At 69.6% G+C, this 20,379-nt stretch carries 17 protein-coding genes and 1 riboswitch; of the genes, 10 read left to right on the top strand and 7 right to left on the bottom strand.

Annotated elements, in window-relative coordinates:
• Positions 1-83: 83 nt before the first annotated feature.
• Positions 84-377 (bottom strand): hypothetical protein, encoded by a 294-nt coding sequence (locus ACFY10_RS28755; protein WP_390668100.1) that lies wholly within the window; start codon positions 375-377, stop codon positions 84-86.
• 173 nt (positions 378-550) lie between these two features.
• Between ACFY10_RS28755 and ACFY10_RS28750 the strand changes: the two genes are divergently transcribed.
• Together ACFY10_RS28750 and ACFY10_RS28745 are read left to right on the top strand one after the other, a co-directional pair.
• The gene (locus ACFY10_RS28750) at positions 551-916 is read left to right on the top strand and encodes a nuclear transport factor 2 family protein (RefSeq protein WP_390668099.1); all 366 of its coding nucleotides are present in this window, start codon (positions 551-553) and stop codon (positions 914-916) included.
• Between the two features lie 244 nt (positions 917-1,160).
• Positions 1,161-1,244, top strand: a riboswitch (ZMP/ZTP riboswitch).
• 23 nt (positions 1,245-1,267) lie between these two features.
• Positions 1,268-2,125, top strand: coding sequence for a bifunctional 5,10-methylenetetrahydrofolate dehydrogenase/5,10-methenyltetrahydrofolate cyclohydrolase (locus ACFY10_RS28745; protein WP_390668098.1), 858 nt, complete (start codon positions 1,268-1,270; stop codon positions 2,123-2,125).
• On the opposite strand, the gene ACFY10_RS28740 is transcribed toward ACFY10_RS28745, so the two are convergent.
• Positions 2,126-3,100 carry a CU044_5270 family protein gene (locus ACFY10_RS28740; RefSeq protein WP_390668097.1) on the bottom strand — a complete coding sequence of 325 codons (975 nt, stop codon included), beginning with the start codon at positions 3,098-3,100 and terminating at the stop codon, positions 2,126-2,128.
• Positions 3,093-3,641, bottom strand: coding sequence for an RNA polymerase sigma factor (locus ACFY10_RS28735; protein ID WP_390668096.1), 549 nt, complete (start codon positions 3,639-3,641; stop codon positions 3,093-3,095). Before ACFY10_RS28735 ends, ACFY10_RS28740 begins: the two co-directional genes overlap by 8 nt.
• A gap of 105 nt (positions 3,642-3,746) precedes the next feature.
• On the opposite strand from ACFY10_RS28735, the gene ctaD reads away from it, so the two are divergent.
• On the top strand, positions 3,747-5,354 hold the full coding sequence (gene ctaD, locus ACFY10_RS28730; protein ID WP_390668095.1) for a cytochrome c oxidase subunit I: 1,608 nt from the start codon (positions 3,747-3,749) through the stop codon (positions 5,352-5,354).
• Positions 5,351-5,701, top strand: coding sequence for a hypothetical protein (locus ACFY10_RS28725; RefSeq protein WP_390668094.1), 351 nt, complete (start codon positions 5,351-5,353; stop codon positions 5,699-5,701). The genes ctaD and ACFY10_RS28725 overlap by 4 nt, the downstream gene beginning before the upstream one ends.
• Here ACFY10_RS28725 and ACFY10_RS28720 read toward each other — a convergent pair.
• The gene (locus tag ACFY10_RS28720; RefSeq protein ID WP_390668093.1) at positions 5,694-7,661 is read right to left on the bottom strand and encodes an RICIN domain-containing protein; all 1,968 of its coding nucleotides are present in this window, start codon (positions 7,659-7,661) and stop codon (positions 5,694-5,696) included. The genes ACFY10_RS28725 and ACFY10_RS28720 overlap by 8 nt on opposite strands.
• 240 nt (positions 7,662-7,901) lie before the next feature.
• Here ACFY10_RS28720 and ACFY10_RS28715 point away from each other — a divergent pair, with 240 nt between their 5' ends.
• A complete protein-coding gene (locus ACFY10_RS28715) occupies positions 7,902-9,128 on the top strand; it encodes a glycosyltransferase (RefSeq protein ID WP_390668246.1) in 1,227 nt (408 codons plus the stop codon).
• Between the two features lie 35 nt (positions 9,129-9,163).
• Here the strand turns inward: ACFY10_RS28715 and ACFY10_RS28710 are convergent, their stop codons facing one another.
• The gene (locus ACFY10_RS28710) at positions 9,164-9,826 is read right to left on the bottom strand and encodes a TetR/AcrR family transcriptional regulator (RefSeq protein ID WP_390668092.1); all 663 of its coding nucleotides are present in this window, start codon (positions 9,824-9,826) and stop codon (positions 9,164-9,166) included.
• Between the two features lie 160 nt (positions 9,827-9,986).
• Here ACFY10_RS28710 and ACFY10_RS28705 point away from each other — a divergent pair, with 160 nt between their 5' ends.
• The gene (locus tag ACFY10_RS28705) at positions 9,987-11,246 is read left to right on the top strand and encodes a YncE family protein (protein WP_390668091.1); all 1,260 of its coding nucleotides are present in this window, start codon (positions 9,987-9,989) and stop codon (positions 11,244-11,246) included.
• Positions 11,247-11,433: 187 nt separating this feature from the next.
• Here ACFY10_RS28705 and ACFY10_RS28700 read toward each other — a convergent pair whose 3' ends face one another.
• Together ACFY10_RS28700 and ACFY10_RS28695 are read right to left on the bottom strand one after the other, a co-directional pair.
• Positions 11,434-13,290, bottom strand: coding sequence for an endoglycosylceramidase (locus ACFY10_RS28700; RefSeq protein ID WP_390668090.1), 1,857 nt, complete (start codon positions 13,288-13,290; stop codon positions 11,434-11,436).
• A gap of 93 nt (positions 13,291-13,383) precedes the next feature.
• On the bottom strand, positions 13,384-15,402 hold the full coding sequence (locus tag ACFY10_RS28695; RefSeq protein WP_390668089.1) for a GTP-binding protein: 2,019 nt from the start codon (positions 15,400-15,402) through the stop codon (positions 13,384-13,386).
• Positions 15,403-15,629: 227 nt separating this feature from the next.
• Between ACFY10_RS28695 and ACFY10_RS28690 the strand changes: the two genes are divergently transcribed.
• From ACFY10_RS28690 to ACFY10_RS28675, 4 genes are all read left to right on the top strand, one after another.
• Complete coding sequence (locus ACFY10_RS28690) at positions 15,630-16,100, top strand: (2Fe-2S)-binding protein (protein ID WP_390668088.1); 471 nt, start codon at positions 15,630-15,632, stop codon at positions 16,098-16,100.
• Positions 16,097-18,469: a xanthine dehydrogenase family protein molybdopterin-binding subunit gene (locus ACFY10_RS28685; protein WP_390668087.1), complete on the top strand. Its 2,373-nt coding sequence runs from the start codon at positions 16,097-16,099 to the stop codon at positions 18,467-18,469. The genes ACFY10_RS28690 and ACFY10_RS28685 overlap by 4 nt, the downstream gene beginning before the upstream one ends.
• Positions 18,466-19,320, top strand: a complete 855-nt coding sequence (locus ACFY10_RS28680) for an FAD binding domain-containing protein (RefSeq protein ID WP_390668086.1) — start codon at positions 18,466-18,468, stop codon at positions 19,318-19,320. The genes ACFY10_RS28685 and ACFY10_RS28680 overlap by 4 nt, the downstream gene beginning before the upstream one ends.
• Before the next feature lie 75 nt (positions 19,321-19,395).
• Complete coding sequence (locus tag ACFY10_RS28675; protein ID WP_390668085.1) at positions 19,396-20,253, top strand: AAA family ATPase; 858 nt, start codon at positions 19,396-19,398, stop codon at positions 20,251-20,253.
• The last annotated feature ends 126 nt before the right edge of the window (positions 20,254-20,379 follow it).

Below are 20,379 nucleotides of genomic sequence, written 5' to 3'. Positions count from 1 at the left end.
CGGTCACAGGCACAGCCGAAGGGCCGCCCGGAAATCGGGCGGCCCTTCGGCTGTGCCGGAACGGACGATGCGGCGTCGGCCTGTTACAAGGCCCGCGGCAGCCCGCTGGCGGCTCCCATGCGGGCGACCCGGTCCAGCTGCTCGAGGTTGTTGAGGCGGTTCAGCTGCCGCAGCTGCTCGGAGGGGCGCGGCACCTCGGCCCTGCGCTCCGCCGGGATGCCGCTCTGGGCGAGCGAGTCGAGCGTGGAGATCGGGTTGAGCTCGCTCGCGTCCTTGTTCTGGATGGTCGCGTCGGACGCACAGGCAAGGGGCGCGGCAAGGGCGGTGATTCCTGCGGCGAGACCAACGGCGGCGACGATACGTCGTGTTGAGATCATGCTCCCCACAACGGCACCGGACCTCCGGCGGTCACGGCTGCGCCACGCCACTCACCCATCAGGGGCAGTGGTCCGGCTGCGCTTGCCGAGGCTGCCGCGGCGGAGGAGTCTCGGATGAGAGGCCCTTCGCGGCCCGCTCCTCGTCGGGTCGCGGCCCTCGAAGGAGGTTCATCATGGGCACCGCGGCAACTCCTGCCTTCAACGCCGACACCCTGCGTCGGGGCGTCGAGGCACACACTGCGGCAGACCTTCTGTCGCTCTACGCGGACGACGCGCAAGTACGGATCGTGGACCGCAACACGCAACCCAGCAAGCCCCGTGTCCTGCACGGACGCGGCGAAATAGGCGCGCTGTTCGATGACATCTACAGCCGTGACATGACGCACAAAGTGGACCAGTGCATCATCCAGGGCGACCACGCCGCCTACAGCCAGTCCTGCCAGTACTCGGACGGGACGCGCGTCCTGGCCGAGTCGATGATCACGCTGCGCAACGGGAAGATCGCCGAAGAGGTCCTGATCCAGGCATGGGACGAGTAGGAGGCAGAACCGGGAGGGTCCAGGTCACTTCCCGCTTGACCTGGACCTTCTCGGCTCGTACGGCCCTCGGGCGAGCACGTCCGTCCCGGCCTCGGACCGGCACGGCACGACGGCTGGCGTCCGTCGCTCTGCTGCGGTCGGTGCTGAGAAGGGCACGGTCCCGCCCACTTCCTGCTGCTCGAAGGCGGCGGGTCCTGCACCGGTGACTGCCGCTCCTGACCGCCCTAGCGGCTCGGCTAGCCTGAGGGCGGGCCGTGACTGGCGCTGAGGTGGAGCACCACCGGGGAGCGGCCACGCAGAGTCGATGCCGCGCGCCTGGGCGATCCGGTCACACCAGCCCAGGAGTGGATCATGTCTCAGGCACGACTCATGGAGGGCACCGCCCTCGCACGGCGCATCGTCGAGGACACCACCAAGCGGGCGGCCGACCTCACCGACCGCACCGGAACGGCGCCCTGTCTGGCGACCGTTCTGGTCGGCGAGGACCCCGCTTCCGTCACATACGTCCGGATGAAGCGGAACCGCTGCCGCAAGGCCGGCATCGAGTCGCGCCATGTGGAACTTCCCGCCGCCACGACCACCGAGGAACTCGTCGGCACGCTGCGCTCCCTGTCGAGCGACCCCGGTGTGCACGGCATCCTGCTGCAGCACCCGATGAGCGAGCACATCGACGAGCGGGCCGCGTTCGAGGCGATCCCGCCCGAGAAGGACGTCGACGGCGTCACCTTCGCTTCCTTCGCGACGATGAGTTTCGGCCTGCCCGGGTTCGTGTCCTGCACACCCGGCGGAATCATGCGGCTGCTCGACGAGTACGACGTGGACCCTTCCGGGAAGCGGGCCGTGGTCGTGGGCCGCAGCGCCATCCTCGGCAAGCCGGTCGGCATGCTGCTGCTCGCCTGCGACGCGACGGTCACGTACTGCCACTCCCGTACCCGGGACCTGTCCTCGGTCGTGCGGGAGGCGGACATCGTGGTCGCCGCCGTCGGGCGGCCGCGGCTGATCCGGGGCGAGGACATCAAGCCCGGGGCCGTCGTGATCGACGCCGGCTACAACCCGGGCAACGTCGGTGACGTCGACTTCGACTCCGCGGTGGAGCGGGCTGGTCTGATCACTCCGGTGCCGGGCGGTGTCGGCCCGATGACGATCGCCACGCTGCTGGAGCAGACCGTTGAAGCGGCTGCTGCCGCCGCCCGGCACCCCGGGGTGTGATCAGCGCATCCAGGCGCTGTAGTCCATGACGTCTCCGGCCTTGACGCCGTACTCCGGCTCCGCCTTGGTGACGACGGTCTCCAGGCCGAGGACGACACCGGTGGACGGCTGCATGATCAGCATCCGGCGGTAGCCGGCGCCCTCGTACTCGTATGCCTGGCCGCGCCGCCCGAGCCGGTCCGTGACCTGGCCGACCGGCCGCAGCCCCTCGGCGCCCGCGAGGAGGCGGGCGAGCGTCGCGGACTCGCGGGCGCCGAGGGTCCAGTGATCGAGCAGCTCCGCCACACCGTCGAGGAGTCCCGGGGTCGTCAGCCTGGTGTGGGTGTACGTGGCCTCCTGCAGGTAGGCCCGCAGCCGCGCCGTATCGTTCGGCGGCGGTGACTCGGGCGGCGCGTCGCTCCAGCTCGGCGGATAGGTCTGCCTGCTGATGACATGGCCGTCCTCGACCAGGTGCGGATCGCCGCCGTCGTCGCGGAGGACCGGCCGGCCCGGGTGCCGCGGGTCGGTCGCCACGACAAGCTCGGTGTGGCTGCCGTCGGCCTTCCAGCGCACGACGCGCTCCTCCGGGAGCGTCACCGGGGGCTTGTCGTCGCTCATGCCCATGCTCCAGGACTGCACATGCGTGCCCTTGCGCAGCTTCGGCGCATCCTCCGCCGTGGCCTGCCGCTGCGCCCGGTCGGCCAGCTCTTTCAGGGGTACGGGGGTGGAGTTGGCCTGGACGACCAGCGGGCGGGGAGCCGCGACCGCGGTGGTGGGGCTCGGGCCGCCGAGCGTCAGCGTCAGCGCGGTCGCGGCGACGAGGGCAGTGGCCGCGAGGCTCCAGATGAGCCGGGTGCGGCGGCGGCCGGTGGGGGGTTCGTGCAGCAGCCGGTTGAGGCGGCGTTCGGCGGCATGGTCGAGGGGGCCGTCGCCGTAGTGGGGGCCGTCGACCGGCACCGGATTGGCGCGGCGCAGGAGTTCGAGTTCGTCAGCCATGGTCGTACTCCTTCGCGGCTGTCGGACCGGTCTTCTGTGTGGGGTGCATGCGGTCTATCTCGGCTCTCAGCCGGCGCCGGGCGCGGTGCAGCCGCATCGATGCGGCCCGTCTGCCGCAGCCGAGGGCGACGGCGACCTCGTCGATGGCCAGTTCCTCCCACGCCGTCAGGCGCAGCACCTCCTGGTCGGCCTCGGACAGGCGGGCCAGTGCGTCGTGCACCCAGGCGCCCGGGGCCTCCGCGTCGGGGCTCGCCACGATCTGCCGGCCGTGCGCGCTCTCGTCGTTGCCCAGCCGGTCGACCAGCCGGCGGCGCCGCCCGTAGCCGCGTACCGCGTTCGCCAGGCAGTTGCGTGCCACGCCGTACAGCCAGGGCAGCGGGGATCCCGGCAGGTCGGCCCGGCGTCGCCAGGCGACCGTGAACACCTCCGCCACCACTTCCTCCACCTCGCTGGTCCGCCCGTCCAGTCGCCGCGCGACATAGCGGCTGACCGCCCAGTAGTGCTCGCGATAGGCAGCGGCGAAGATCTCGTCGTTGCTCATGTTCCGTTCGTGTCCGGCACCAGCCGGATCGTCACACCCATTTCCGTGATTCTCGACGCGTCACTCGAGTGTGACCGGCGTGCCCGGAGCGGACACAGGCGGGGCATGAGGCACCTCAAGTGGCTGACGACCACTGATCACAAGACGATCGGGACGCTGTACCTGGTCACGTCGTTCGCGTTCTTCCTGATCGGCGGCGTGATGGCGCTGCTGATGCGCGCCGAGCTCGCCCGGCCTGGTCTGCAGATCATGTCGAACGAGCAGTTCAACCAGGCGTTCACGATGCACGGCACGATCATGCTGCTGATGTTCGCGACGCCGCTGTTCGCCGGTTTCGCCAACTGGATCATGCCGCTGCAGATCGGCGCGCCAGATGTGGCCTTCCCCCGGCTGAACATGCTCGCCTACTGGCTCTATCTCTTCGGCTCGACGATCGCGGTCGGCGGCTTCCTCACCCCGTCCGGTGCGGCCGACTTCGGCTGGTTCGCCTACAGCCCGCTGTCGGACGCGGTCCGCTCGCCGGGCGTCGGCGCCGACCTGTGGATCATGGGTCTGGCCTTCTCCGGCTTCGGCACGATCCTCGGTGCGGTCAACTTCATCACCACCATCATCTGCATGCGCGCGCCGGGCATGACCATGTTCCGCATGCCGATCTTCGTGTGGAACGTGCTGCTGACCGGTGTTCTCGTACTCCTGGCCTTCCCGGTACTGGCCGCGGCCCTGTTCGCGTTGGAGGCGGACCGTAAATTCGGTGCGCACGTCTTCGATGCGGCCAATGGCGGCGCCCTGCTGTGGCAACACCTCTTCTGGTTCTTCGGCCATCCAGAGGTGTACATCATCGCGCTGCCGTTCTTCGGCATCATCTCCGAGGTCATCCCGGTCTTCTCCCGCAAGCCGATGTTCGGCTACATGGGCCTGATCGGTGCGACGATCGCCATCGCGGGTCTGTCGGTGACGGTGTGGGCCCACCACATGTACGTCACCGGCGGTGTACTGCTCCCGTTCTTCTCCTTCATGACGTTCCTCATCGCCGTACCGACCGGCGTGAAGTTCTTCAACTGGATCGGAACGATGTGGAAAGGGTCGTTGAGTTTCGAGACCCCGATGCTCTGGGCGACCGGCTTCCTGATCACGTTCGTCTTCGGCGGCCTGACCGGCGTGATGCTCGCCTCACCACCGCTGGACTTCCCGACCTCCGACACCTACTTCGTCGTCGCCCACTTCCATTACGTCATCTTCGGCACCGTCGTGTTCGCGATGTTCTCCGGATTCCATTTCTGGTGGCCCAAGTTCACCGGCAAGATGCTCGACGAGCGCCTCGGCAAGATCACTTTCTGGACGCTGTTCATCGGCTTCCACGGCACCTTCCTGGTCCAGCACTGGCTGGGGGTGAACGGAATGCAGCGCCGGATTCCCGACTATCTGGCGGTGGAGGGCCTGACGACGCTCAACACGGTGTCGACGATCTTCTCGTTCCTCCTCGGAATGTCCTTCCTGCCCTTCTTCTACAACGTCTGGAAGACCGCGCAATACGGCGAGAAGGTCGAGGTCGACGACCCGTGGGGCTACGGCCGTTCCCTGGAGTGGGCGACCTCCTGCCCGCCGCCGCGGCACAATTTCGTGGCCCTCCCCCAGATCCGGAGCGAATCCCCTGCGTTCGACCTGCACCATCCCGGATCCCATGCCCCGGAAAGGGAGTTGACTGCGCCATGAGCAATGAGGACGCGCAGATGCTCCTCAGCGAGATCGAGGGACACCTGCTGATCGCCGCCGCCCGCGAGGAGGGACGTACGGCCGCCGCGCGTTTCAGCGCCTCGTTCGACTGGCTGACGCAGGCTCAGCGGGAGGACGTGGAGCGCCGGTTCGAGACGGAGTACCTCGTACTCGCCCGCGCCTCGTGGCAACGCTCCGCGGAGCGTGCCCGCGAGTTGCGGGGCGAGTACGAGGAGACCTACCGCGGCCTGCGGCGCCGCCTGCTGGCCGGCTGGCTGCTGGCGTGCACCGCGGTCACGGCCGTCGGCATCCTGCTGTTGCCGCTCGCCTGGACCGGCCCTAGTTGAGCGTCCACTTCTGGTTGTCGCCCGTCCCGCAGGACCACAGCACCATGGAGGTGCCGTTGGCCGTGGCGGCGTTGTAGGCGTCGAGGCAGAGGCCCGCGTTGACGTTGGTGATGGTGCCGTCGCTGTTGACGTTCCACTTCTGGTTGTTCTGGCCGTTGCAGTCCCAGATGACGACCTTGGTGCCGTTGGTCGTGCCGAGGTTGTAGGCGTCCAGGCACTTGTTGCCGTACACCACGAGCTCCTTGCGGGAGGTGTACGTCCAGGCCTGGTTCTGGCCGCCGTTGCAGTCCCACAGCTCGGCCTGGGTGCCGTTGGTGATCGTGTTGTTGTAGATGTCCAGGCAGCGCCCGGACTGTTTGCCGACGACCTGGGAGCCGCCCGCCCCCGGCAGGGGTCTGACGGTGATCGAGTCGAGGGTCGGGGCGCCCGAGAAGGTGAGCGAGTTGGCGGAGCCCTTGGACAGGCCGACCTCGACGGAGATCGTGCCCGGGCTGGAGCCGGTCGGCGGGAAGGAGACCGCGGTGGCGCCCTGGCCGTTGACCTTGAGGGTGCCGGTGCGTGCCGCGGACGTGTTGTTCGTGTACGACACGTCGACGACCTTGACGCCGGTGCTCCCGGCGACGACACCGGAGAAGCCGGAGGTACCGGTGTACGTGCTGCTCGACGCCTCCGTCCCCCCGGTGACCGACAGCATGACCGAGCCCCCTGCAGGAACGCTCGTGGTGTAACTCGTGCCGTAGGTACCGACGTTCGCGCGCGCCCACAGGTCACGCACGGTTGCGGACGCATTCGTCAGACCGAGGTCGGACCAGCGGACGGTGATGTTCTGGGCGGTGGAGGTGCGGTTGAGGAGAACGACGGCACGGTTGCCGGTGCCGGCGAGGACCTTGCCGTACACCTGCAGCCCGGTGGTGTCCTCGGCGACCTTGACGCCCTGGAGACCGCGCGGGTCCTGGTCGACCCCGATGACCTCGGGATTCTTCAGGATCCCGGCGGTCTCGGAGGTCATGGTGGCCAGGTTGTTGCCGGCCAGGAGCGGTGCGCCGGAGATGGCCCACAGGTTCATGTGGGTGCGGTTCTGGGCGGCGGTGAAGCCGTCCATGCCGACCATGAGCATGTCCGGGTCGTTGTAGTAGCCGGTGTGCTGGGCGGTGGGGTGCAGGGTCTGGTCGAAGTTGGAGAGCAGGTTCGTCATCGACGGCTTGTCGCCGTAGTAGATGATGTCGGTGCTGGTCCGCCACATCGGGGCCTGGCCCGGCGCCCAGTTCCAGGGGTTCTGCTTGCCCCAGTTGCAGATCGACAGGGTGAGGGGGCGGCCGGTGGTGGCCGTCGCCTTCGCGACCGCGTCGCTGATCGACTGGTACGTGGTCGCCGCGTCGAGCTCCTCGGCGTCTCCGCCGCACCAGTCGACCTTGACGAAGTCGAAGCCCCACTTGGAGAACTGGAGCATGTCCTGGTCGTAGTGGCCCTCGCTGCCGGTGTTCGGGGCGGCGGGGCGGCCGGTCGGGAAGTAGTAGCCGCAGCCGTTCTTGCCGGCGTCGGTGTAGATGCCGGCCTTGAGGCCCTTGCTGTGGATGTAGTCGGCGATGGCGCTCATGCCGCCGGGCCACTCACTGGTGTCGACGGTGATGTTGCCGGCGCTGTCGCGGGTGCCCTGCCACCAGCCCTCGTCGATGTTGATGTACTTGTAGCCGGCCGCCGGCAGCCCCGCCGCGACGAACGCGTCGACCTGCTGCTTGATGACGTTGTAGTCGATCTTGGCGGCGAAGCTGTTCCAGGAGGCCCAGCCCATGGGGGCGGTGGGCACGGATATCTGACGGGTCGTCGCCGCCTGCGCGGGGCCGGGCGCCGCGAACAGGAGCGCGGCGACCGCGGTGAGAGCAAGGGCGAGGAGGCGTACGGCGGCGGCTCTGCAGCGGCGTACGAGACCTCTGCGGGTCGAGCGCGGAGGGGAGTACATGCGGCTCCGTAGGTGATGAGGGGGGAGGGACCCCGGCTTCCTTGGGGGAAGGGCATTCGAGCAGGTCATCCGGCATTTCGAACACAGATCGGTGCACCGAACGTATTGCGCGCTGAAAGTAGAGCCACAAAGAGCGCCAAGTCAACGGAAGTGACAAGCGTGAAGTGGCCTTTCTCGATGGGGCGTTCTCGCTGAAAGGCCTGCGGCGGCGCCATACTGGCCGTCGTGCGCGTAGCGATCATGACGGCGGGATCCCGGGGCGATGTCGCCCCGTACACCGGACTCGGACACGCTCTCTCCCGTGCCGGTCACGAGGTCACTCTGGTGACGCATGCCCGTTTCGAACCGCTCGTGGCCGGGTCCGGGGTCCGTTTCCATTCGCTGCCGGTGGATCCCCAGGCCGAGCTGGAGTCCTCGCGGGGACGCGGGCTGCATCGCAGTGCGACCGGTGTGGGGAAGCTGGTGCGGGTGGTCGCGATGGCGCGGGCGCTGGTCGGGCGGATGACGGACGATCTCGTCGCGGCCGCCCGGTCGAGCGACATACTGCTGCTGTCCGGTTCGGTGGGGCCACTGGGGCACACCATCGCGGAGGGTCTGTCCCTGCCGTACCTGGACGTTCCCCTCCAACCCCTCGCCCCCACACGGGAGTTCGGGCCTCCGATGCTGGGCGTCCGCTCACTGGGAGCGGTGGGCAACCGGATCGCCGGGCACGGGGTGAGCCTGGCCGTGGAGCAGGTCTTCGCCGGGGCACTGCCTGCGGTGCGGGAGCGGCTGGGGCTGCCCCGTGCGAGCGCCGCCGCGGCACGGCGGGCGCGGGAGCAGCAGGGGCGGCCGGTACTGCACGGATTCAGCCCGCTGGTGGTGCCGCGGCCGGAGGACTGGCGGCCGGGCCTGTCCGTGACCGGATACTGGTGGCCATACGACGGAGCGGCCCAACTCCCCTCCCACGTACAGGACTTCCTCGACGCGGGACCAGCACCCGTGTACGTCGGCCTGGGCAGCGCGACCGTGCCCGACCCCGAGCGGTTCAGCACCGCCATCGTGCGCGCCCTGCGCCGGGCCGGGCTGCGTGGAGTGATCCAACGCGGCTGGGCCGGCCTTGCGGTCTCCGGCGACGACATGCTGACCATCAGCGAGGTCCCGCACTCCGCGCTGTTCCCCCGTATGGCCGCAGTGGTCCACCACGGAGGCGCGGGCACGACGGCGGCGGGTCTGCGCGCCGGGGTGCCGGCCGTGCCGGTACCGATCCAGTTCGACGAGGGCTTCTGGTCTGCCCGCCTGGTTTCCCTGGGCGTCGCCCCACGCACCCTGCCGCTGCGCCATCTCACCCCCGGCACGCTGGCCACAGCACTGATGCGGGCCACCGGAGACCCTGCGTTCGCGCGGCGCGCGGCGAAGCTGGGGGCGCGGATCCGGGAAGAGGACGGGGTGGCTCCGGTGCTGGCCGCGGTGAACGGGACCGGCTGAACACGCGCTCAGCGCCCGGCAGCGGCGCACCCCGCTCAGTCGGTCGGCCCGCCCCACCCCGGTGGGCGCAGAATCGCCAGCAGCTGCTGGACCAGTTCGTCCACCACTTCGTCGAGCGTCGCGTTCACCCATCCGGCACTCCAGTCGTGGAGCAGCCCGTTGACGCTGCCGATGAAGGCCGTCGCGGCAATGCGGTAGTCGCGGGGGGCCGCCTCTCCGTGGGCGGCAGCCGTATCCGCCTCGGCGCAGATGAGGTCCACCCAGCGGGAGCGGCGGGCCAGGCGCTGTTCCTCGAGGCGCGGGCTCACGCCGATGATCTCGACGAAGGTGATCCTGATCCGGCGTGGATCGCCGGTGACGTTCGCGGCGTAGGCCCGGAAGATCGCGGTGACGCGCTCCGCGAGCGGGAGACCCTGCGCCTCGGCGAACGCGGCCAGGACAGCCTCCTCGGCCCAGTCGTTGACCTGGAGATGCAGCGCGGCCAGTACGTCCTCGAGGGTGCGGAACTCCTCGTAGAACTGCCGCGTCGACAGGCCCGCGGCCTCGCTCAGTGCCGCGACCGTGGTCGCACGGTAGCCGGGATCGCCGCCGAAGAGTTCGAGCGCGGCGTCGAGGAATCTGCTGCGCCGCTCGGCCTGCCGTTCCGCGGCGGTCTTGCCGCCGTAGCGTCCGGTCGGCGCCCTGAGCCTGCCCGCCACTGAACCTCCCTTGTCGCCTGATCCGCCAATTTTGTCGTGTACGCAGTCTTGTGGAGAAGGGCACCTCTTCCTTACTTTCCAGTAAGTATGAATCTGAACGCGCTTCTTTTCAGATTCGACCGCCCCCTTCCCGCGCCCCCACCCAGAGGAGAGAGCACTCATGCCTGCCTTCAGAACCAGGCACCTTTGCTCCGTAGCCGCCGCCCTCGTCCTGACCGTCACCGCTCCCGCGACCGCCGCCTCCGCAGCCACCGGCTCCGCCACCGCCGCCGCCCTGCGCGAGGTGATGTTCGTCGGCAACAACTGGGACGGCACCGCCGACGTCATCAAGTCCACGGGCGACTTCGCGAAGGTCGGCCGTATCAATGTCATCCCGGACAAGGACCAGCGGATGGCGGAGATCAACGCCGACCCGATCAAGTGGATCTACTTCATGGCGATCCGCAACGGTGTCGGCGAGGGCCACGACCAGTTCGTGGACGACATGTACTCCACGCCGGACGGCAAGTCGGTCGTCGTCTCCCGGCCGAGCTTCGCCGACGTCGTCTCGATCGACCTGGCCTCCGGCAGCATCAACTGGCGTTTCCCCGTGGCGGGTTACCGCTCCGACCACATGGCGGTCTCCCCCGACGGAACCCGGGTGGCGGTGTCCGCCTCGACCGCGAACACGGTGCACGTGCTGGACATCAACACCGGCAAGCAGCTCGGCTCGTTCGCGACGGGCGACAAGCCGCACGAGAACATCTTCACCAAGGACGGCAAGTACATCTGGAACATGGCCATCGGGGACGTCAACACCTCCCTCGACGACCCGGCCTGGGACTGGACGAAGGGCGACCGGCACATCACGGTCGTCGACGCGACGACCTACAAACAGGTCAAGATCATCGACATGCGGACCCGGCTCGACGCGATCGGTCTCAAGGACTTCTCCGACGCCGTCCGGCCCGCCGTCTTCTCGCCGGACGAGTCCAAGCTCTACTTCCAGGTGTCCTTCTTCAACGGCTTCCTCGAGTACGACGTCGCCGCCGACAAGATCACCCGGGTGAAGACGCTGCCGAAGAACCCGGCGACCAGCGAGGACCGCACCACCTGGGTCAACGACTCGCGCCACCACGGCATTTCGATGAACCCGGACGGCACCAAGCTGTGCGTCGCGGGCACGATGGACGACTACGCGACGGTCGTCGACCGCGCCACCCTCCAGGAGGGGCCGCTGGTGACCGCCTCCAAGCCCTACTGGGCCACGGTCAGCGGCGACGGCAAGGACTGCATCATCTCCGAGAGCGGCGCCGACCAGGTCACGGCGATCGACTTCGCGACCGGGCAGAAGGTCACGTCCGTGCCGGTCGGGGACCATCCACAGCGCGTGCGACTGGGCCATGTGGAGGCGAACTGGTCGGGTACGTCCGGCAACTGACTCCCGTCGGCGGCGAGCTGGGGCGGCACGAGAACACGGCCGCCCCACCTTGCTGCGGGGCGCGGCAGGCACCGGCACCGAGATGCGGCGTACGGCCGTATGCGCGAGGCGGGTCGCACGGCCGTCGGAGAGCCTCGGGCGGGCGCGCGGGAGAAGTTCCCCCGCCGGGCCCGCCCGAGTCCCGTTCTCAGAAGTGCGCCGCCGCCCAGGCCGCCAGCTCGGACCTGGCCGCGCTGAGCAGGCTCGCCGACGGTGCTGTCGCCCCGTTCGTCACCAGCGCATAGTGCAGGACGCCGGAGTCCGAGTCGGTGAGCAGGAGGCGCCGACTGCCCGTGCCGCCGGGTTCGGGGGCCGCCGCGATCGGCGTCGACGTCGCGTAGGCCGGCGGGCCGTACACCGTGCCGAGGTCGGAGACCACGGTGGTCGTCGAGGTCGGGAAGGACGCGGGCAGATGCAGTTCGGTGGGCGCCGTCCCGTTGCCCGACCGCCAGACGAGCAGCCCGTACTGGCCGGACCCGACCAGCTGGGACACGTTCGGCAGTGAACTGGACACCGGGTTCCAGGTCAGGGTCGTCGAGCCGTCGCGGGAGCGGTCCTCGTAGGTGAAGGCGAGCGTCTTACCGGCCGTCGCACTCGGGTAGACGCGGTCGAGGAGCCGGTTGTCCTGACGGAGCGTCGCCACGCCCGAGTCGTCGAGTCTTACGGCGGAGAGATCCTCGTCGTTCCAGGCGTCGCCGGAGGTCTGGACCTTGTCGGGGTTGTCGTTCATCAGCTCGTGGTGGCGGCCGTTGTAGATGTCCCACTGCCACTGGTTGCCGGAGAGGACCGCTCCGGAGGAGGCCGGGTTCGCCCACCAACCGGAGCCCGGCAGACGGGAGTCCAGGGCCTGGTACATCGCCTTGTCGACCGTCGGGGCCTTGCCCGACACCGTCCCGGACAGCGGATGGCCGAATTCGCTGACCACGGCGGCCGTCCCGGCGGCCGATGCCCGGTCGCGGATCGTCCCGAAGTCCGTCGCGTACTGCCCGTCGGACGCGTTGCCCCACATCAGGATCCCGGAGATTGCCTTCTGGTCGTAGAAGTGGGTGTTGAAGACGTAGCGCGGGCCGAGTGTGCCGGCGTCCAGCAGCCCGCCCTCCTGCTTCTGGGAGTCGATGTTGGCGTTCCAGAAGAGGTTCGGCTCGACGAAGGCCGGCTTGTCCTGCCACCCGGCCGCGTCCATCCGGGCCCGGAACTTCTGGTAAAAGGGCCACAGCAGGTTCTGCTCCCAACTGCGGCTGGTCTGGCCCGAGTCGTAGCTGCCCGCGTACGGCTCGTTGTAGGGGTCGAAGCCGACGACGCCCGCGAACTCCGCGTCGCTGAGGTGCTGTTCGACGTATGCCATGGCCTTCTGGGCGGTGTCGAGGAAGGCGTCCTGCAGGCCGTAGGTGTTGTGCCAGAAGTCGTACTGCGCCTTGGTCACGGCCTGGTTCTGGGTGATGTTCTGGCCCCAGAAGAGGCAGATCCCGCAGGACTCCGTCGGGTAACTCCCCAGTGCCACTGCCCACTTGGGTGCTCCGTCGCCCGTGTACCAGCTGCCGGTGTTGAAGAGGTGGCGGGAGTAGAGGTCCTGGTGGAAGTCGGGGTAGACGCGGATGCCTGCGTCGAGGAACGCACGCATCTGGTCGGTGGCGGCGGCCAGGTAGGCGGTGTCCACCGTGCCGCGGGTGGGTTCGGCATGGGCCCAGGAGAGCAGGAAGCGGACCGAGTTGCCGCCGCCGAGGGCGCGCAGCGCGGTCGCCGACTTCCTGGCGTCGGCGACCGAGGCGAAGGGCAGGCCGCTGTTCTCGGCCAGCTTGGACTCGCCGGAGACGTTGTAGCCACGCAGCACGACCTCGCGGCCGTTGCCGTCGACGAATCTGCCGTTCTGCACGGTCAGGGGTGATTCGTCGAACCAGAGGGAGTCGGGAAGGGTCGCGGCGGTGGCGGACGGCGCGCCCGCCACCGTCAGAGATCCGAAGAGGACAACCAGCACGAGGAGCAGACGTGTCCGGATATTCGGCATGTTCACTACAGTCCGGTGATGTCCGGACACCGTCAATACTTCTGACTCCTGAGTAAGTATCAGGTTTTCCGATGCCGTTCTTTCTCAGCCACCTCAACTGCCCACTCGACGCGTCACGTTCAACAGGTACTCCTTGCGGTTGAGGGGGTTGTGGTCGGTGCGCGGACGTTCGGGAACCGTTCCGTGAGTGATCGGTGCGTAGTGGTCGAAGGCGCTCTCCAACTCGCCTTCGCCCCGCGTGAGTCCGGGCAGCCGCTGCTCGAGTTCGTGCACCCGGCCGGCCGGGACCGCACCCTCCAGGACGCAGACGGCGCCCTGCGTCTCGGTCGTCTGCGGTACGGCCCGCAGCGCGGACAGCACCGGCAGCAGGGCACCGAGGGTGTCGGCCGGGGCTTCGAGGCGGAAGCGGTGCATGGGCTCGTGCACCCGGGTGCCCGCCCGGCGCAGCGCCTCGATCAGCACGAGCGGGGCCAGGCCGCGGAAGTCGGCGCCGGTGCTGGACATGCTCTTGTCGAAGCCCTGGTGGGCGTGGCTCTGCCGGGGCGAGTAGCCGGAGTGGGTCATGGTGACCGTGCAGTCGGTGACCTGCCAGCCGTGCAGGCCCTGGCCGAGGGTTTCGCGGACGGTGTCCTCGACGGCCTTGAAGAAGGCGTACGGCATGGCGCCGAGCTCCACCTCGAGCCGGAATTCCACGCCCGAGCCGGTCGGCGCGGGGTCGACGCGCAGGCCGACGGTGGCCAGGAACGGGTTCGGGTCCTTCTTGTTGAACTCGACCGCTGCTCCTGTCCCGGACGGCCGCTCGATGCAGATGACCGTGGTCTCCCGGAAGGTGACCTCGAGCCCGAACTCGCCTGCAAGGGTGGCCTGGACGACCTCCTTCTGCACCTCGCCGTACAGGGACACGGCGGTCTCCTGGCGTACCTCGTCGTGGCGCAGGTCGATCAGCGGGTCCTGTTCGGCGAGCCGGGTGAGCGCGAGATGCAGCTTCCGCGTGTCCACGCCCGGGCCCGGGACGACCACCGTCTCCAGCGTGGGCGGGGCGAAGAAGTGCTCGTAGGCCTTGCGGGGCTCGCCCAGCGCGTCGCCGATCCTGATGTCGGTCAGGCCCCACAGCCTGGCGATCCGGCCGGCGGGGACGGCGTCCGCCCGGACGTCGGTGCCGTGGTCGAAGACGCTGATTGCGGTGACTCTTCCCTCCTTGCGTCCCTCCGTGCGGACCTCGCCGAAGGGGATCCGGTCGCGGATGCGCAGGGTGCCGGAGAACAGGCGCGCGTACGCCACCTTCTCCCCCGCCGGGCCCCGCTCGACCTTGAAGACGGTGCCCGAGAGGGGCCCGTCGGGGTCGCCGTCGGCCGGCGGCAGAAGTTCTCTGACGCCGGCGACCAGAGCCTTCACGCCCGCGCCGGTGATGGCTGAGCCGAAGTGGACGGGGTGGACGAGGGCCTGGCGGGTCTGGGCGGCGAGGGCCGCACGGAGGGTGGTATGTGACATGGCACTGGAGGTGGCATGAGTGCCATGTGACATATCACCGCCCTCGACATAGGCGGCGAGCAGGTCGTCGTCATGGTCGGCGAGCACGTCGAGCGCCGTCGGAGCGAGCCCCGGCACGAAGCGGGCATCGGGCGTGCCCAGCCCGCGTACCGTCCCCATCGGCACGGCCGCCGGCGTGAGCCGCTCGGAGATCTCGCGCAGTACGCCGTCGTAGCGCGCCCCACGGCGGTCGATCTTGTTCACGAACAGGAGGGTCGGGATGTGCAGCCGCTGCAGCGTCCGCATCAGGACGCGGGTCTGCGCCTGGACGCCCTCCACGGCCGAGACGACAAGTACGGCGCCGTCGAGCACCCCGAGCACCCGCTCCACCTCGGCGATGAAGTCCGGGTGGCCGGGGGTGTCGATGAGGTTGACCGTCACGTCGTCGATCGCGAACGAGACGACGGCGGACTTGATGGTGATGCCGCGCTGCCGTTCCAGCGCGAGGGTGTCGGTCCGGGTGTTCCCGTCGTCGACCCGGCCGGGCTCGTCGATCACGCCGACCGAGTGCAGCAGCCGCTCGGTCAGGCTGGTCTTACCTGCGTCGACGTGCGCGAGGATGCCTAGGTTGAGCAAGTGCACGAAGCGTCATGTCCTTCGAAGAGTGGGTCATTCCTTCCTGGGCGGACATGAACGGTGCGCGCATTGCTTCTCCTGGAGGGTGTGGTGGCAAGACCCGTGAAGTGCACCAGTACCGGCACCACAGCGGCAACGGATTAACGCTCAACCAATGACTCCGCTGCCCTCGCCCCCTCCGGGAACCGGTCATAGAGTGACGTACATCACGTCCCGTGATCCTGGGAGGGCACATGACCCACATCTCGGTGAAGGTGGACGGCACCACGTACGAGGACGACGTGGAACCCCGTCTCCTCCTGGTCCACTACCTGCGCGACCGCCTTGGTCTGACCGGCACCCCCATCGGCTGCGACACCTCGAACTGCGGGGCCTGCACGGTCGAGCTGGACGGCGTGAGCGTCAAGAGCTGCTCCGTGCTCGCCGTCCAGGCGGACGGAGGTGAGGTGACGACGGTCGAGGGGCTGGCCCAGGACGGGGAGCTGACCGCCCTCCAGCGCGCCTTCCACGAGAAGCACGCCCTGCAGTGCGGCTACTGCACGCCGGGGAAGCTGATGGCCGCGCGAGATCTGCTGCGCGAGCACCCGCACCCCACCTCGGAGGAGATCCGCCACGCCCTCGAGGGCAACCTCTGCCGCTGCACCGGCTACCAGAACATCGTGCGGGCCGTACAGGCCGCCTCCGAACAGGAGGTCCCGGCATGACCGACCAGGCCGTGGAGAGCGAGGTCGGGCGCGCCCGGCTCCGCAAGGAGGACGCCCGCCTGATCACCGGGCAGACCAACTGGACCGACAACATCAACGTGGGCGGGCTGCTCCATCTGGCGATCCTGCGCAGCCCGATGGCCCACGCCCGCATCGAGCGCATCGACGTCTCACCGGCCCTGGAACGCCCCGGTGTCATCGCGGCGTTCAGCGGCAGCGACCTCGCGGACGGACTGGGCTCCCTCCCCTGTGCCTGGCCGGTGACCGAGGACATCGTGCTGCCCGACCACCCGCCGATCGCCGTCGACGAGGTGCGGTACGCGGGCGACCCGGTGGCGGTGGTGGTGGCCCGCGACCGGTACGCGGCCGCGGACGCCCTGGAGGCGATCGAGGTCGACTACGAGCCGCTGCCCCCGGTCCTGGACCTGGAGGCCGCGCTCGCCGACGACTCCCCCCTCGTCCACTCCGACAAGGGCACCAACCGCTGCTACGTCTGGCCCCTGAAGACGGGCGAGGACTTCGACTCCGTACGGCAGCGCGCCGAGGTGACCGTCAAGCGCCGCTACCACCAGCAGCGGCTCATCCCGAACGCGATGGAGCCGCGCGGGGTCGTCGTCACCCCGCTCGCCGCGTCCGGCGAGTACACGCTGTACTCGGCCACGCAGATCCCGCACATCCTGCGGATCATGATGGCCGTGGTCACCGGCATCCCCGAGCACAAGCTCCGGGTGATCGCCCCCGACGTGGGCGGCGGCTTCGGCTCCAAGCTCCAGGTGTACGGCGAGGAGGCCCTCGCGCTCGCGGTCGCCCGGCGGATCGGCCGCCCGGTGAAGTGGACCGAGTCCCGCTCCGAGGGCTACCTGGCCACCCACCACGGACGCGGCATGATCCAGGACGTCGAGATCGCCGCGAACCGGGACGGCAAGCTGCTCGGCCTCAAGGTCGACCTGCTGGCCGACATGGGCGCCTACCTGATGCTCGTCACCCCGGGCATCCCGGTCCTGGGCGCCTTCATGTATCCGGCGATCTACAAGATGGACTCCTACGACTTCACGTGCACCGGCGTCTTCACGACCAGGACGCCCACCGACGCCTACCGCGGCGCCGGGCGCCCGGAGGCGACGTTCGCCATCGAACGGATCATGGACGAGCTGGCCGTCGAACTCGGCCTGGATCCGGTGGAGTTGCGGCGCCGGAACTGGATCGGGCACGAGGAGTTCCCGTACACGTCGATCGCGGGCCTGACCTACGACAGCGGCAACTACGAGGCCGCGACCGAGAAGGCGCTCGCACTCTTCGACTACGACAAGCTGCGCGCCGAGCAGGCGGACCGCAACCACCGAGGTGACGCGGTACGGCTCGGCATCGGCGTGTCGACGTACACCGAGATGTGCGGGCTCGCGCCGAGCCGGGTGCTGCGGGATCTGCGGTATGCGGCCGGCGGCTGGGAGGCGGCGACGATCCGGATGCTGCCGACCGGCAAGGTCGAGGTGGTCACGGGCACCAGCCCGCACGGACAGGGCCATGCGACCTGCTGGAGCCAGATCGCCGCCGATGTGCTGGGCGTGCCGTTCGAGGACGTCGAAGTGGTGCACGGCGACACCAAGGCGGCGCCGCAGGGCATGGACACCTACGGGTCGCGCTCCCTCGTCGTGGGCGGGACGGCCGTCCACCTCGCCGCGCAGAAGGTGGTCGACAAGGCGCGGAAGGTGGCCGCGCATCTGCTGGAGGCGAGCGAGAACGACCTGGAGTTCACCAACGGCGTGTTCTCCGTGAAGGGCTCCCCGGACGCCCGCAAGACCATCCAGGAGGTCGCCTTCGAGACGTTCACCTCGCACGACCTGCCCGACGGCATGGAGCCCAGCATCAACGCCGAGCACCTGATCGAGCCGGACAACTTCTCCTACCCGCACGGCACCCACCTGTGCGCGGTCGAGGTCGACACCGAGACCGGGCAGACGCACATCCGCTCCTACGTCTGCGTCGACGACGTCGGCAAGGTCGTCAACCCGATGATCGTCGAGGGGCAGGTGCACGGCGGTCTCGCGCAGGGCATCGCGCAGGCGCTGTACGAGGAGGCCGTGTACGACGACGAGGGCAACCTGGTCTCCGGCACCATGGCCGACTACCTCGTACCGTCGGCTGCGGACCTGCCGGACTTCACGACCGAGCGGACGGAGACGCCGGCCACCTCGAATCCCTTGGGCGTCAAGGGAGTCGGCGAGGCGGGCACGATCGCGTCCACGCCCGCCGTCGTCAACGCGATCGTGGATGCGCTGCGGCCCCTGGGCGTTCAGGACGTCCGCATGCCCTGCACACCCGAGCGGGTCTGGCAAGCGGTTCGGTCCGGGAAGGAGGCCAGGTCATGATTCCTCCGGCATTCGACTATGCCCGGCCGACCAGCGTCGACGAGGCGGTACGCGCGCTCGCCGACGCCGGCGAGGAGGCGAAGGTGCTGGCCGGCGGGCAGAGCCTGCTGCCGCTGCTGAGGCTGCGGCTGGCCTTTCCCGAGCTGGTCGTGGACGTCGGCCGCATCCCCGAGCTGCGCGGGGTGCGCGAGGACGGCGGCACGCTCGTCATCGGCGCGATGACCACGCACCACGACGTCATCCACGATCCGCTGGTCCGCCGGCACGCGGGCCTGCTGGCGTCCGCCACGGCGACGGTCGCGGATCCCGCTGTACGGCACCGGGGCACCCTGGGAGGCTCCCTCGCGCACGCCGATCCGGCCGGCGATCTGCCCGCGGTGGTACTGGCGCTGAACGGCGAACTCGTGGCGCAGGGGCCGCGGGGGCGGCGCACGCTGCCCGCCCGTGACTTCTTCGTCGACTATCTGCAGTCGGCGCTCGAACCCGACGAGCTCCTGGTGGAGGTGCGGGTGCCGAAGGCGGACGGCTGGGGCTTTCACTACGAGAAGTTCCACCGGGTGGCGCAGGCCTGGGCGACGGTGGGCGTGGCCGCGCTGGTGCGGCGCGACGACGGGCACATCGCCGAGGCGCGGGTCGGCCTGACCAACATGGGCTCGACGCCGCTGCGCGCCTCGGCGACCGAGGACGCCCTGTCCGGGGCCGGGGATGCGGAGGCCGTGGCGCGGGCCGCCGAGTCCGCTGCCGAGGGGACCAGGCCGTCGCAGGACATCTCGGCCTCGCCCGAGTACCGCGAGCACCTGGCGCGGGTGCTCACCAGGCGGGCGGTCCTGGCCGCCGCCGGAATGGGGTGAGGACCGATCACGCACAAGCAGGACCCGATCGCGGACAGGCGCGACCCGATCGCGGACATCTCCGGCCCGGAGCAGGTGCGGGCCCGTCTGGAGGAGACGGGGTACCTCGTCGACGACGGGCTGGCCACCGCCTGCTTCCTGGCCCTGCGGCTGCACCGGCCGATCTTCTGCGAGGGCGACGCGGGCGTCGGCAAGACGGCACTCGCGTCCGCTCTCGCCGAGGCGCTGGACGCACCGCTGATCCGGTTGCAGTGCCACGAGGGCATCGATGCCTCGCAGGCGCTGTACGACTGGGACTTCCCGCGTCAGCTGCTGCATCTGCGGGCCGCCGAGGCGGCCGGCGTCAAGGACGCCGACCGGCTCGAGAGCGAGCTGTACGACCGTCGCTTCCTGGTCGCCCGGCCGCTGCTCAAGGCCCTTCAGACGCAGCCGTCGGTGCTGCTGGTGGACGAGATCGACCGCGCCGACGACGAGTTCGAGGCGTTCCTGCTGGAGCTGCTGTCGGAGTTCTCGGTCACGATTCCGGAGCTGGGCACGCTGCGGGCCGAGGTGCCGCCCGTGGTGGTCCTGACCTCCAACCGCACCCGCGAGGTGCATGACGCGCTGAAGCGGAGGTGCCTGTACCACTGGTTCGACCATCCGGGCTTCGCCCGCGAACTGGCCATCGTGCGGCGGCGGTTGCCGGCCGTCTCGGCACGGCTGGCGGAGCAGGTGACCGCACTGGTGCAGGCGCTGCGCTCCCAGGACCTGCTGAAGCCGCCGGGTGTCGCCGAGACGATCGACTGGGCCCAGGCCCTGGACGCGCTGGGCGCGAACGAGGTGGACGCGGAGCTGGCCGTGGCGACCCTGGGATCGGTTCTGAAGTACCGGGAGGACGCGGAACGGGCGCGGGGGCTCGATCTGGCGGCGGTGCTTGCGGAGCGGGGGGCTTGAGCGCCGTGGACGGTGCAGGGCGGGCGGAGAACGGGAGCCGGTGGGAGACCGACGGGCGCGAGCCGGACGGCGGGCGCGCCGGCACGGCGGGGCCGGACGGCGCAGCCCGCCACGTGGGCGTGTCGC

It is taken from the genome of Streptomyces sp. NPDC001401 (assembly GCF_042895385.1).
In the GTDB taxonomy this organism is placed as follows: Bacteria; Actinomycetota; Actinomycetes; order Streptomycetales; family Streptomycetaceae; genus Streptomyces.
The sequence above is the reverse complement of the archived record's forward strand: the minus strand, read 5'-3'. Positions and strand labels throughout refer to the sequence as shown.

What these genes read in the sequence shown, in the direction of transcription:
- ACFY10_RS28755 (WP_390668100.1), bottom strand. Translation starts at nt 377, where the DNA reads ATGATCTCAACACGACGTATCGTCGCCGCCGTTGGTCTCGCCGCAGGA.
- ACFY10_RS28750 (WP_390668099.1), top strand. Translation starts at nt 551, where the DNA reads ATGGGCACCGCGGCAACTCCTGCCTTCAACGCCGACACCCTGCGTCGG.
- ACFY10_RS28745 (WP_390668098.1), top strand. Translation starts at nt 1,268, where the DNA reads ATGTCTCAGGCACGACTCATGGAGGGCACCGCCCTCGCACGGCGCATC.
- ACFY10_RS28740 (WP_390668097.1), bottom strand. Translation starts at nt 3,100, where the DNA reads ATGGCTGACGAACTCGAACTCCTGCGCCGCGCCAATCCGGTGCCGGTC.
- ACFY10_RS28735 (WP_390668096.1), bottom strand. Translation starts at nt 3,641, where the DNA reads ATGAGCAACGACGAGATCTTCGCCGCTGCCTATCGCGAGCACTACTGG.
- ctaD (WP_390668095.1), top strand. Translation starts at nt 3,747, where the DNA reads ATGAGGCACCTCAAGTGGCTGACGACCACTGATCACAAGACGATCGGG.
- ACFY10_RS28725 (WP_390668094.1), top strand. Translation starts at nt 5,351, where the DNA reads ATGAGCAATGAGGACGCGCAGATGCTCCTCAGCGAGATCGAGGGACAC.
- ACFY10_RS28720 (WP_390668093.1), bottom strand. Translation starts at nt 7,661, where the DNA reads ATGTACTCCCCTCCGCGCTCGACCCGCAGAGGTCTCGTACGCCGCTGC.
- ACFY10_RS28715 (WP_390668246.1), top strand. Translation starts at nt 7,902, where the DNA reads ATGACGGCGGGATCCCGGGGCGATGTCGCCCCGTACACCGGACTCGGA.
- ACFY10_RS28705 (WP_390668091.1), top strand. Translation starts at nt 9,987, where the DNA reads ATGCCTGCCTTCAGAACCAGGCACCTTTGCTCCGTAGCCGCCGCCCTC.
- ACFY10_RS28700 (WP_390668090.1), bottom strand. Translation starts at nt 13,290, where the DNA reads ATGCCGAATATCCGGACACGTCTGCTCCTCGTGCTGGTTGTCCTCTTC.
- ACFY10_RS28690 (WP_390668088.1), top strand. Translation starts at nt 15,630, where the DNA reads ATGACCCACATCTCGGTGAAGGTGGACGGCACCACGTACGAGGACGAC.
- ACFY10_RS28685 (WP_390668087.1), top strand. Translation starts at nt 16,097, where the DNA reads ATGACCGACCAGGCCGTGGAGAGCGAGGTCGGGCGCGCCCGGCTCCGC.
- ACFY10_RS28680 (WP_390668086.1), top strand. Translation starts at nt 18,466, where the DNA reads ATGATTCCTCCGGCATTCGACTATGCCCGGCCGACCAGCGTCGACGAG.